Below are 12,986 nucleotides of genomic sequence, written 5' to 3'. Positions count from 1 at the left end.
CATCGAGAGGCGTGCGGCCCACACCGCGGGCAGATGGCACGCAGGAAGCCCGGACTAATAAGATGGCATTGAAATCCCCCGCGTTTCGTAAAAAATTTCCGTTGTTGGTAACCGGCAGTCTGCTGGCTATGCAACCTCTGGCCAGTTCATTCGTTGTCGCCGCCGAGCAGTATGACTGCGCCGTCTCGGCTACGGGCGGCTGGGCCTGTTCGCCGAAGACGCCGACGGCTGCATTGCCGCCGCGCCCGGTGCATGACGGCAGCGCTGTCAGCGCCACCGGCGAAGCCCCGGCCGAGAACGGCAGCGTTTCGGACTCCGGTCCCAAACCCATGCTGGTCACCGAGTCCAAGGGCCGCGGCCTGAAATCCCGTAGCGAAGACTACAGTCACCTCGACTGGGTTCCGCGCGAGAAGCTCACCGCCGCCCAACTGGCCGAGACCGGTCCTTACTGCTCTGGTTCCTATATCGAACCGATTCGTCCTGGCATGAATGACAAGACGAATAAAAGTGACGCCCCGACCTTCATCGGCGCGAAAGCTTCGCGCTACAACACCGAAGATCAGGTCGGCACGCTGGCCGGTGACGTGGTCCTGCGTCAGGGCAGCATGCAGGTCGAATCCCAGGAAGCGAGCCTCTATCAGGCCGAGAGCCGCGCCGAACTCAAGGGCGACGTGCGCATCCGCGACAATGGCGCGCTGATCGTCGGCGACCACGCCGATGTGCAGCTCGACACCGGTGAAGCCAAGGTCGACAACGCCGAATACGTGATGCACAAATCGCGCATCCGCGGTAACGCGCTGTACGCCAAGCGTGCCGAAAACGCGATCATCCGCTTGAAGGACGGCACGTACACCACGTGCGAACCGAACAGCAACGCCTGGCAGCTCAAGGGCAACAACATCACCCTGAACCCTGCCACCGGCTTCGGTACCGCGACCAACGTGACACTGCGGGTCAAGGACATTCCGATCCTGTACACCCCGTACATCTACTTCCCGATCGACGACCGCCGTCAGTCGGGCTTCCTGCCGCCGACCATCGGCACCGGCAGCGACACCGGCTTCATGCTGGTCACACCGTACTACTTCAACCTGGCACCGAACTACGATGCCACGTTGTACCCGCGCTACATGAGCAAGCGCGGTCTGTTGATGGAAGGCGAATTCCGCTACCTGACCAAGTCCAGCGAAGGTCAGTTCGGTGCCGCGTACCTCAACGACGAAGACACCGATCGCAGCAAGCAGAGCGACTACGAGAAAAACCGTTACATGTACAACTGGCAGCACAAGGGCGGTCTCGACTCCCGCGTGCTCACCCAGGTCGACTACACCAAGATCAGCGATCCGTATTACTTCCAGGACCTGACCACCGACCAGATCGGTGTGAAGAGCCAGGACTACGTGAATCAGCAGGGTTCCGTCACCTATCGTGGCGACAGCTACACGGCACGTCTGAACGCTCAGGCGTATCAACTGGCGACCGTTTCGAACCTCACGCCGTACGACCGTCTGCCGCAGATCACCTTCAATGGTCAGCTGCCATATCACCCGGAAGGCCTGGACTTCGATTACGAAACCGAGATCGTACGGTTTGATCGTGATCTGCAGAATGGCAACTTCACGAACGAAGACGGTACTGTCGAACGTCGTCTGGACAACAACATCACTGGTCTGGCCCGTGCAAACGGCGACCGGCTCAACCTGAAACCAGGCGTCAGCCTGCCGATGAACTGGACCTATGGCTTCCTCAAGCCATCGCTCAAGTACCAGTACACCCAGTACCAGCTGGATCTGGACGGTATCGGTAAATCGCAAATTGCGGCAATGACGCCAGAAAACCAGAACCTCAACGGCAAGTTCAGCAGCAACCAGAACCGTGGCGTTCCTATCGCGAGCATCGACGGCGGACTGTACTTCGACCGCGACACGTCCTACTTTGGCAAGAACTACCGTCAGACCCTGGAACCACGCCTGTTCTATCTTTATGTGCCCGAGAAAGACCAGTCTGATATTCCGGTTTTCGACACCAGCGAATACACCTTCAACTACGCCTCGCTCTTCCGTGACAACCGCTTCTCCGGCTCCGACCGTGTCGGCGACGAGAACAAACTGTCGCTGGGCGTGACCAGCCGCTGGATCGAAGACAACGGATTCGAGCGTCAACGTATCAGCGTCGGCCAGGCCCTGTACTTCAAGGATCGCGAAGTCCAACTGCCAGGCATCGATCCGAAAACCCGCGATGACGCGCATTCCAATGTTTCGCCCTATGCGCTGGAATACGAATACCGCTGGAACCGCGACTGGCGCACCACTGCCGATTACAACTGGGACCCTGACAGCCGCAGCCCTCGCTCCGGCAGCGCGATGTTCCACTACCAGCCTGAAGACAACCCGAACAAGGTGGTCAACGTCGGTTATCGCTATCGCAACGACCAGGTTCGTTACGACCAGAACACCGGCAAATGGTCGGTGGGCGGTGGTGACTACGGCACCCCGGGCCAGCCTGGTTACGTGAAGGACTACTACAAGATCCAGCAGCATGACTTCTCGGTCATCTGGCCGATCGTTCCACAATGGAGCGCCATCAGCCGCTGGCAGTACGACTACAACCGCAACCGCACGCTGGAAGCCTTCGGTGGTTTCGAATACGACAACTGCTGCTGGAAACTGCGCCTGATCAACCGTTACTGGGTCAGCTATGACGAATTCAGTCAGAACGCCCCGGAAAACGAAAAAGGCGACCACGGGCTCTTCCTTCAAATTGTCCTGAAAGGACTCGGCGGCCTCACCGGCGCCAAGACAGAGACTTTCCTCGACAAAGGCATCCAAGGTTATCGTCAACGTGAAGACCAAGCTTTCTGATTGTCTGCGCCCGCTGATGCTGGGCGCGCTGTTCCTGGGTACTGCGGCGAACGCCGCAGTACAGTCCATCGATAAGGTTGTGGCCATCGTCGACAACGACGTGGTCATGCAGAGCCAACTGGATCAACGCGTCCACGAAGTTCAGCAAACCATCGCCAAGCGCGGTGGCGGCTTGCCGCCTCCGGGCGTGCTGGATCAGCAGGTGCTCGAGCGCCTGATCGTCGAAAACCTGCAGCTGCAGATCGGCGAACGCTCCGGCATCCGCATCACCGATGAAGAACTGAACCAGGCTGTCGGCACCATTGCCCAGCGCAACAACATGACTGTCGACCAGTTCCGCGCAGCCCTGGCTCGCGACGGCCTGAGCTACGAAGGCGCCCGTGACCAGATCCGCAAGGAAATGATCATCAGCCGTGTGCGTCAGCGCCGTGTTGCAGAACGCATTCAGGTATCGGAACAGGAGGTGAAGAACTTCCTCGCCTCCGACCTGGGCAAGATGCAACTGTCGGAAGAGCTGCACCTGGCCAACATCCTGATTCCGACCCCGGAAAGCGCCAACTCTGAAGCGATTCAGAGCGCCGCACGCCAGGCGATGGAGGTTTACCAGCAACTCAAGCAAGGCGCTGACTTCGGTCAACTGGCTGTTGCCAGATCCGGCAGCGACAACGCCCTGGAAGGCGGCGACATGGGCTGGCGTAAAGCCGCTCAATTGCCACCGCCGTTCGATCGCGAACTGAGCGCCATGTCGCCGGGCGACATCACTCAACCGGCACGCACTCCAGGTGGTTTCATCATCCTGAAGCTGCTGGAAAAACGCGGCGGCGAAAGCCAGATGCGTGACGAAGTGCATGTGCGCCACATCCTGGTCAAGCCAAGTCCGGTCCGCGACGAAGCCAAGACCAAAGAGCTGGTTCAATCGCTGTATAACCGCATCGAAGCTGGCGAAGATTTCGCCGAACTGGCGAAGAAATATTCGGAAGACCCGGGTTCCGCCCTCAACGGCGGCGACCTGAACTGGATCGACCCGAACGCACTGGTACCGGAATTCCGCGCCGTGATGGCCAAGTCCCCGCAGGGTCAGCTGTCCAAGCCGTTCCAGACCCAGTACGGCTGGCACGTTCTGGAAGTCCTTGGCCGTCGCGCCACCGACAGCACCGAACAGGCCCGCGAGCAGCAAGCAATGACCGTACTGCGTAACCGCAAATACGACGAAGAGCTGCAAACCTGGCTGCGTCAGATCCGTGACGAAGCGTACGTAGAGATCAAACTCCCTGGTGCAGACCAGGCAGCGCAGTGAAACCCAAGCGTTTCGCGCTGACACCCGGCGAACCAGCCGGCATCGGTCCCGACCTGTGCCTGCTGCTCGCCTCGCAAGCCCAGCCACATCCCCTGATTGCCATCACCAGCCGCGACCTGCTCCAAGAGCGGGCCGCGCAGCTGGGGCTGGCCGTCAGTCTGCTGCCTGTGTCGCCCGGTCAATGGCCGGACCTTCCGGCGCCGGCCAACAGCCTTTATGTCTGGGACACCCCGCTCAGCGCCCCCGTGGTCGCCGGTCAACTGGACAAGACCAACGCCGCATTCGTCCTTGAAACCCTGACCCGCGCCGGCAATGGCTGCCTGAACGGCGACTTCGCCGGGATGATCACCGCCCCGGTGCACAAGGGCGTGATCAACGAATCCGGCATCGCCTTTTCCGGACACACCGAATTCCTCGCCGACCTGACCCACACCGCCCAGGTGGTGATGATGCTCGCCACCCGCGGTTTGCGCGTGGCGCTGGTCACCACTCACCTGCCCTTGCGCGACATCGCCGATGCGATCACGCCGGAGCGGCTGGAACGGGTCACGCGGATCCTGCACGCCGACCTGCAAGACAAATTCGGCATCGCCCGACCGCGCATCCTGGTCTGCGGGCTCAACCCGCACGCCGGTGAAGGCGGACACCTGGGCCATGAAGAAATCGACATCATCGAACCAACATTAGAGCGCCTGCGCGGCGAGGGCATGGACCTTCGTGGCCCGCTGCCTGCCGACACTCTGTTTACCCCCAAATATCTGGAGCACTGCGACGCAGTGCTGGCGATGTACCACGACCAGGGCCTGCCCGTGCTCAAGTACAAAGGCTTCGGCGCAGCAGTCAACGTGACCCTGGGCCTGCCGATCATCCGCACCTCCGTCGACCACGGCACCGCCCTGGATCTGGCCGGCAGCGGCAAGATCGACACCGGCAGCCTGCAGGTCGCCCTGGAAACCGCCTACCAGATGGCCGAGACCCGTTTATGACCGAGCAATACCAACACAAGGCGCGCAAACGCTTTGGCCAGAACTTCCTGCACGATGCCGGCGTCATCGACCGCATCCTGCGCTCCATCAGTGCCAAATCCGGCGACCGGATGCTGGAAATCGGCCCGGGCCAGGGCGCACTGACCGCCGGCATCCTCAACTCTGGCGCACAGCTGGACGTGGTGGAACTGGACAAGGACCTGATCCCGATCCTCAACCAGCAGTTCGCCGGCAAGAGCAATTTCAACCTGCATCAGGGCGATGCGCTGAAGTTCGACTTCAACACCCTGAATGCTGCGCCAAACAGCCTGCGCGTGGTCGGCAACCTGCCGTACAACATTTCCACGCCGCTGATTTTCCACCTGCTGAACAACGCCGGCATCATTCGCGACATGCACTTCATGCTGCAGAAGGAAGTCGTGGAGCGTCTGGCCGCCGGCCCGGGTGGCGGCGACTGGGGCCGTCTGTCGATCATGGTTCAGTACCACTGCCGGGTCGAACATCTGTTCAACGTCGGGCCGGGGGCTTTCAACCCGCCGCCGAAAGTCGACTCGGCCATCGTGCGTCTTGTGCCGCACGCGGTACTGCCGCACCCGGCCAAGGATCATCGCCTGCTGGAGCGCGTTGTGCGCGAAGCGTTCAACCAGCGCCGCAAGACCCTGCGCAATACCCTCAAGCAATTGCTGAGCAACGCTGAAATCGAAGCCGCCGGCGTAGACGGCAGCCTGCGTCCCGAGCAGCTTGATCTGGCCGCATTCGTGCGTCTGGCCGACAAGCTTGCCGAACAGCCTGCGAAAACACCTGCAGCCGACTGACAGGCAAGCATCGCACTCGGGCAGGACACCGCTCTGGTCTCCTGCCCGATACTTGCCTAGACTCAATCCATCGGCTACCCCCCGCGTCCCGCTTTGTCCTTAAGGCCTTTTGCATGTCTGATCCTCGTTATCAGGTCGATGTCAGTGTCGTTACTCACTACCTGGCAGACCAATCGCAACCCGAGCACGACCGCTTCGCCTTCGCCTACACCATCACTGTGCAGAACAATGGCGAGCAACCGGCCCGACTGATGTCCCGGCATTGGGTGATCACCGATGGTGACGGGCATGTCGAAGAAGTGCGCGGTGCCGGCGTGGTCGGCCAGCAGCCCTTGATCGACGCGGGACAAAGCCACACCTACAGCAGCGGCACGGTCATGACCACCAAGGTCGGCACCATGCAGGGCAGCTATGAAATGGTCGCCAGCGACGGCAAGCATTTCGATGCAATCATCAAACCCTTCCGCCTCGCCGTTCCCGGAGCCCTGCACTAATGGCGACGTATGCCGTCGGCGACCTTCAAGGCTGCCTCGAACCGCTCAAATGCCTGCTCAGGCAAGTCGCGTTCGACCCGGCAGTGGACCGGTTGTGGCTGGTGGGCGATTTGGTCAACCGTGGTCCGCAATCGCTGGAAACCCTGCGTTTCCTCTATGGCATGCGTGAGTCGCTGGTCTGCGTCCTCGGCAATCACGACCTGCACCTGCTGGCAGCGGCGAAAAACATCGAGCGCATGAAAAAGTCCGACACGCTGCGCGAGATTCTCGAAGCACCGGACTGCGCCGAACTGATGGAGTGGCTGCGTCAGCAGAAACTCATGCACTACGACGAGCAACGTGACGTCGCCATGACCCATGCGGGCATCCCCCCGCAATGGTCGCTGCGCAAGGCCCTGAAGTACGCCGAAGAAGTCGAGACCGCCCTGCGCGACGACAACCGGCTCCCGGCCTTCCTCGACGGCATGTACGGTAACGAACCGGCGAAGTGGGACAGCGAGCTCAAAGGCGTGGCCCGCCTGCGGGTCATCACCAACTACTTCACGCGCATGCGCTTCTGCACCGCCGAAGGCAAACTCGACCTCAAGAGCAAGGAAGGTCTCGACACGGCGCCACCGGGCTACAAACCGTGGTTCCAGCACAAGGAACGCAAGACCCGTGGCCTGCGGATCATTTTCGGCCACTGGGCGGCGCTTGAGGGCGATGTCCACGAGCCCGGCATTTCGGCCCTCGACACCGGATGCGTGTGGGGCGGCAGCCTGACCCTGATGAACGTCGACAGCTTTGAACGGCTGTCGTGCAAATGCGACGAACACGGCGGCGTCCTGCCTCCCGTCGCACCACCGATCACCGAATCCTCGCCAGTCAGCGCCCCGCGTTAGACTGCGTTTTCAGCCGAGCCACAGGAACCCGCCATGAGCGAATTCAAACGAATCCCCCCGGAACAGGCCCAGGCCCTGCGTGAGCAAGGTGCCGTGGTCGTCGACGTCCGTGACCCTGCCACATTCGCGGCGCTGCACATCAGCGGCTCGAAGCATCTGGACAATCATTCCCTGCATGCCTTCATCCAGGGTGCCGACCTCGATGCCCCGACTGTCGTGGTCTGCTACCACGGCAATTCGAGCCAGGGTGCTGCGGCGTATCTTGTCAGCCAGGGCTTTTCCGACGTCTACAGCATGGACGGCGGCTTCGAGCTGTGGCGTACGACTTTTCCTTCGGAAACCGCGCAAGGCACCTCCGAATAATTTTTTTGTAACGTGCAGGCCCCGGCTCCCGTGGGCTCGCGCGGTGGCAGACGAACGGTCTGCCACAACTAATTACGTATCTCGCCTTTACCTCCCGAATTCCCAACTATCCTTAAGCCCAGGCCATCCAAAACAGGGGAGAGCCGGTACACCGGCGCACGGGTCATCGGGAGTGACTTTCGCGGTTGTCGATCGCGGAAGGGTTCTGGGGGGTAAACAACAGCTGCCATCGCGGCTGCTTGCCAGCATCGACTGAGTGATCCGGCGTCGGCTCCACGTATCGAGCGAGGTGACGTCATGAGTATCTTTAGCCACTTCCAACAACGCTTCGAGTCCACACGCCAGGAAGAATTCTCGCTGCAGGAATACCTGGAACTGTGCAAAAAGGATCGCAGCGCCTACGTTTCCGCCGCCGAGCGTCTGTTGATGGCTATCGGCGAACCGGAGCTGCTCGACACTTCGACCAATTCGAGGCTGTCGCGAATCTTTTCCAACAAGGTGATCCGCCGCTATCCGGCCTTTGAAGACTTCCACGGGATGGAAGAATGCATCGACCAGATCGTGTCGTATTTCCGCCATGCCGCCCAGGGACTCGAGGAGAAGAAACAGATCCTCTACCTGCTCGGCCCCGTCGGTGGCGGTAAATCGTCCCTGGCCGAGAAGCTGAAACAGCTCATGGAAAAAGTGCCCTTCTATGCCATCAAGGGCTCACCGGTATTCGAGTCTCCACTGGGTCTGTTCAACGCCACCGAAGATGGCGCGATCCTCGAAGAGGACTTCGGCATTCCCCGGCGCTACCTGAACACCATCATGTCGCCATGGGCCACCAAGCGCCTGGCCGAATTCGGTGGCGACATCAGCCAGTTCCGCGTGGTCAAACTGTACCCGTCGATCCTCAACCAGATCGCCGTGGCCAAGACCGAACCGGGCGACGAGAACAACCAGGACATCTCCGCGCTGGTGGGCAAGGTCGATATCCGCAAGCTGGAAGAATTCCCGCAGAACGACGCCGATGCCTACAGCTATTCCGGTGCGCTGTGCCGGGCCAACCAGGGCCTGATGGAATTCGTCGAAATGTTCAAGGCACCGATCAAGGTGCTCCACCCTCTGCTGACCGCCACCCAGGAGGGCAACTACAACAGTACCGAAGGCCTCGGCGCGATTCCGTTCACCGGGATCCTGCTGGCCCACTCCAACGAATCGGAGTGGCACACCTTCCGCAACAACAAGAACAACGAAGCCTTCATCGACCGGATCTACATCGTCAAAGTGCCGTACTGCCTGCGGGTCAGCGACGAAGTGAAGATCTACGACAAGCTGCTGTTCAACAGCTCCCTGGCCAAGGCCCATTGCGCGCCGGACACCCTGAAGATGCTGGCGCAGTTCACCGTTCTGTCACGCCTGAAGGAGCCGGAAAACTCCAACATCTATTCCAAGATGCGCGTGTATGACGGCGAAAACCTCAAGGACACCGATCCGAAGGCCAAGTCGATCCAGGAATACCGCGACGCGGCAGGTGTCGACGAGGGCATGAACGGTCTGTCGACCCGGTTCGCGTTCAAGATCCTGTCCAAGGTCTTCAACTTCGACCCGCACGAAATCGCTGCCAACCCGGTGCACCTGCTCTATGTACTGGAACAGCAGATCGAGCAGGAGCAGTTCCAGGCCGAGACCCGCGAGCGCTATCTGCGCTACCTGAAAGAATACCTGGCACCGCGTTATATCGAATTCATCGGCAAGGAGATCCAGACCGCCTACCTCGAGTCCTACAGCGAGTACGGCCAGAACATCTTCGACCGCTACGTGCTGTACGCGGACTTCTGGATTCAGGATCAGGAATACCGCGATCCGGAAACCGGCGAGATCCTCAACCGCGTCGCCCTCAACGAGGAACTGGAAAAGATCGAGAAACCGGCCGGCATCAGCAATCCGAAGGATTTCCGCAACGAAATCGTCAACTTCGTGTTGCGCGCCCGGGCCAACAACAACGGCAAGAACCCGACCTGGCTCAGCTACGAAAAACTGCGGGTGGTCATCGAGAAGAAAATGTTCTCGAACACCGAGGACCTGCTGCCGGTCATCAGCTTCAATGCCAAGGCCAGCAAAGAGGATCAACAGAAACACAACGACTTCGTTACACGAATGGTCGAGCGCGGCTACACCGACAAACAGGTACGACTGCTCTCCGAGTGGTATCTGCGGGTCAGAAAATCACAGTAAACCGCGGCCGGTCAGACCGGTTGTCGTCAGCCCGAGGCCTGTGTGCGCATTTTCTGCTACACAGGCCTCTGGAAGGTGTTCGAAAGGCGGTAGCGAGGTTCAGGCAGCACCCAAAGCGCTTGGGGGAGCGTTTGCGTCCCCAGGCATTCGGTTAAACGCTGCATGACCGCTCGCCCTTTGCAGGACAGCTTCTAAGGAGCAGTCATGAGCTATGTGATCGACCGACGTCTCAATGGCAAGAACAAGAGCACGGTGAACCGTCAGCGCTTCCTGCGGCGTTACCGTGACCACATCAAGAAGGCTGTCGAAGAGGCGGTCAGCCGGCGCTCCATCACCGACATGGAGCACGGCGAGCAGATCAGCATTCCCGGTCGCGACATCGACGAACCGGTGCTTCACCATGGTCGCGGCGGCAAGCAGACGGTGGTTCATCCCGGCAACAAGGAATTCACCGCCGGCGAACACATCGCCCGCCCACCGGGAGGTGGCGGAGGCCGTGGGCCGGGCAAGGCCGGCAATTCCGGCGAAGGCATGGACGAATTCGTCTTCCAGATCACCCAGGAAGAGTTCCTCGAGTTCATGTTCGAGGACCTCGAACTGCCGAACCTGGTCAAACGCAACCTGACCGGTACCGATACCTTCAAGACTGTTCGCGCCGGGATCAGTAACGAGGGCAACCCGTCCCGGATCAACATCATCCGCACCCTGCGCTCGGCCCATGCCCGGCGGATCGCGCTGTCCGGCAGCAGCCGCGCCAAGCTGCGCGAGGCCAAGGAAGAGCTGGCACGCCTGAAACGCGAAGAACCGGATAATTTCGGCGACATTCAGAACCTGGAAGCAGAAATCGAGAAACTCAGTGCGCGCATTCATCGCGTGCCCTTCCTCGACACCTTCGACCTCAAGTACAACCTGCTGATCAAGCAGCCGAACCCCAGCTCCAAGGCCGTGATGTTCTGCCTGATGGACGTTTCCGGCTCCATGACCCAGGCGACCAAGGACATCGCCAAACGCTTTTTCATCCTGCTGTACCTGTTCCTGAAGCGGAACTACGACAAGATCGACGTCGTGTTCATCCGCCACCACACCAGCGCCCGGGAAGTTGACGAGGAAGAGTTTTTCTACTCGCGGGAAACCGGCGGCACCATCGTTTCCAGCGCCCTGAAACTGATGCAGGAGATCATGGCCGAGCGCTACCCGAGCAACGAATGGAACATCTACGCCGCCCAGGCCTCCGATGGCGACAACTGGAACGATGACTCGCCGATCTGCCGCGACATCCTTATCAACCAGATCATGCCGTTCGTGCAGTACTACACTTACGTAGAGATCACCCCGCGCGAACATCAGGCCCTGTGGTACGAATACGAACGCATCGCCGAAGCCTTTTCCGACACTTTTGCCCAGCAGCAGCTGGTCTCGGCCGGAGATATCTATCCGGTCTTCCGTGAACTCTTCCAGCGCAGGTTAGTGACATGACCGCCAAAGAGCAGAAGCGCCAACCCATTTCCACCGGCTCCGAATGGACATTCGAGCTGATCCAGACCTACGACCGCGAAATTGCCCGGATCGCGGCCGGGTACGCCCTGGACACTTATCCCAACCAGATCGAAGTGATCACCGCCGAACAGATGATGGACGCCTACGCTTCGGTCGGCATGCCGCTGGGCTATCACCACTGGTCCTACGGCAAACACTTCCTCAGCACCGAGAAATCCTACAGCCGCGGGCAGATGGGACTGGCCTACGAGATCGTGATCAACTCCGATCCGTGCATCGCCTACCTGATGGAAGAAAACACCATCTGCATGCAGGCACTGGTGGTGGCCCATGCCTGCTACGGCCACAACAGCTTCTTCAAGGGCAACTACCTGTTCCGCACCTGGACCGATGCCAGCTCAATCATCGACTACCTGGTGTTCGCCAAGCAGTACATCATGCAGTGCGAGGAGCGCCACGGCATCGACGCGGTCGAGGACTTGCTCGACTCCTGCCATGCGTTGATGAACTACGGCGTCGACCGCTACAAACGCCCGTATCCGATTTCCGCCGAGGAAGAGCGGCGCCGGCAAAAGGATCGCGAAGAACACCTGCAGAAGCAGATCAACGACCTGTGGCGCACCATTCCCAAAGGCGCGGACAAGTTCAGCGACAAGGACAATGCGCGGTTCCCGGCCGAGCCTCAGGAAAACATCCTGTACTTCATCGAGAAACACGCGCCGCTGCTGGAGCCCTGGCAACGGGAAATCGTGCGCATCGTGCGCAAGATCGCCCAGTATTTCTATCCACAGCGCCAGACCCAGGTGATGAACGAGGGCTGGGCGACTTTCTGGCACTACACGCTGATGAACGACCTGTACGACGAGGGTCTGGTCACCGACGGCTTCATGATGGAATTCCTGACGTCTCACACCAGCGTGGTGTTCCAGCCAGGTTTCGACAGCCCCTACTACAACGGCATCAACCCTTACGCACTGGGCTTTGCCATGTACCGCGACATCCGGCGCATGTGCGAAGAACCGACGGAAGAAGACCGTCGCTGGTTCCCGGAAATCGCCGGCACCGACTGGCTGTCGACCATCAAGTTCGCCATGAGCAGCTTCAAGGATGAGAGTTTCATCCTGCAGTACCTGTCGCCGAAGGTGATCCGCGACCTGAAACTGTTCAGCATCCTCGATGACGACCAGAAGGACGATCTGCTAGTGCCCGCCATCCATGACGAGGGCGGCTACCGGATCATCCGTGAGACCCTGGCCGCGCAGTACAACCTGGGCAACCGTGAACCGAACGTGCAGATCTACAGCATCGACCGGCGCGGTGACCGTTCTCTGACCCTGCGTCACCAGCAGCACGACCGCAAACCGCTGGGCGACTCCACCGACGAGGTACTCAAACATCTGCATCGGCTATGGGGTTTCGACATTCATCTGGAGACCCTGCAGGGCGACCAGATCATGAAAACCCACCATGTGCCGCCCCGCAGCGAACACGGCGAGGGGGATTACGGTCGGCTCGATCTCGCCGTCATTCATCTTTGATCCCGTTCTGGCCTCCGAAAGTCCGGCGCAAGGG

10 protein-coding genes are annotated in these 12,986 nt (G+C 60.1%); all 10 read left to right on the top strand.

Going from position 1 to position 12,986, the window contains the following annotated elements:
- The first annotated feature begins 62 nt into the window (after window positions 1–62).
- The 10 genes from OQ248_RS13475 (at window position 63) to OQ248_RS13430 (ending at window position 12,952) form a co-directional block, all read left to right on the top strand.
- Entirely contained in the window at window positions 63–2,861 is a 2,799-nt protein-coding gene (locus OQ248_RS13475) for an LPS-assembly protein LptD (RefSeq protein WP_265813078.1), read from the top strand.
- Window positions 2,842–4,158, top strand: a complete 1,317-nt coding sequence (gene surA, locus OQ248_RS13470; protein WP_139831842.1) for a peptidylprolyl isomerase SurA — start codon at window positions 2,842–2,844, stop codon at window positions 4,156–4,158. Before OQ248_RS13475 ends, surA begins: the two co-directional genes overlap by 20 nt.
- On the top strand, window positions 4,155–5,144 hold the full coding sequence (gene pdxA, locus OQ248_RS13465) for a 4-hydroxythreonine-4-phosphate dehydrogenase PdxA (RefSeq protein ID WP_265813077.1): 990 nt from the start codon (window positions 4,155–4,157) through the stop codon (window positions 5,142–5,144). Before surA ends, pdxA begins: the two co-directional genes overlap by 4 nt.
- Window positions 5,141–5,959, top strand: coding sequence for a 16S rRNA (adenine(1518)-N(6)/adenine(1519)-N(6))-dimethyltransferase RsmA (rsmA, locus tag OQ248_RS13460; protein ID WP_085709219.1), 819 nt, complete (start codon window positions 5,141–5,143; stop codon window positions 5,957–5,959). The genes pdxA and rsmA overlap by 4 nt, the downstream gene beginning before the upstream one ends.
- 113 nt (window positions 5,960–6,072) lie before the next feature.
- Complete coding sequence (gene apaG, locus OQ248_RS13455; RefSeq protein WP_085709218.1) at window positions 6,073–6,453, top strand: Co2+/Mg2+ efflux protein ApaG; 381 nt, start codon at window positions 6,073–6,075, stop codon at window positions 6,451–6,453.
- Window positions 6,453–7,334 (top strand): symmetrical bis(5'-nucleosyl)-tetraphosphatase, encoded by an 882-nt coding sequence (locus tag OQ248_RS13450; protein ID WP_265813076.1) that lies wholly within the window; start codon window positions 6,453–6,455, stop codon window positions 7,332–7,334. Before apaG ends, OQ248_RS13450 begins: the two co-directional genes overlap by 1 nt.
- Window positions 7,335–7,367: 33 nt before the next feature.
- Window positions 7,368–7,697, top strand: a complete 330-nt coding sequence (gene glpE, locus OQ248_RS13445; protein WP_007959911.1) for a thiosulfate sulfurtransferase GlpE — start codon at window positions 7,368–7,370, stop codon at window positions 7,695–7,697.
- A gap of 297 nt (window positions 7,698–7,994) precedes the next feature.
- Window positions 7,995–9,917 (top strand): PrkA family serine protein kinase, encoded by a 1,923-nt coding sequence (locus OQ248_RS13440; protein WP_011336211.1) that lies wholly within the window; start codon window positions 7,995–7,997, stop codon window positions 9,915–9,917.
- Between the two features lie 204 nt (window positions 9,918–10,121).
- On the top strand, window positions 10,122–11,393 hold the full coding sequence (locus tag OQ248_RS13435) for a YeaH/YhbH family protein (protein ID WP_085709216.1): 1,272 nt from the start codon (window positions 10,122–10,124) through the stop codon (window positions 11,391–11,393).
- On the top strand, window positions 11,390–12,952 hold the full coding sequence (locus OQ248_RS13430; RefSeq protein WP_085709215.1) for a SpoVR family protein: 1,563 nt from the start codon (window positions 11,390–11,392) through the stop codon (window positions 12,950–12,952). The genes OQ248_RS13435 and OQ248_RS13430 overlap by 4 nt, the downstream gene beginning before the upstream one ends.
- The last annotated feature ends 34 nt before the right edge of the window (window positions 12,953–12,986 follow it).

The sequence above is a fragment of the Pseudomonas sp. COW5 genome, assembly GCF_026240005.1.
Taxonomy (GTDB): Bacteria; Pseudomonadota; Gammaproteobacteria; order Pseudomonadales; family Pseudomonadaceae; genus Aquipseudomonas; species Aquipseudomonas kribbensis.
This window is presented reverse-complemented; position numbering and strand designations above follow the sequence as displayed.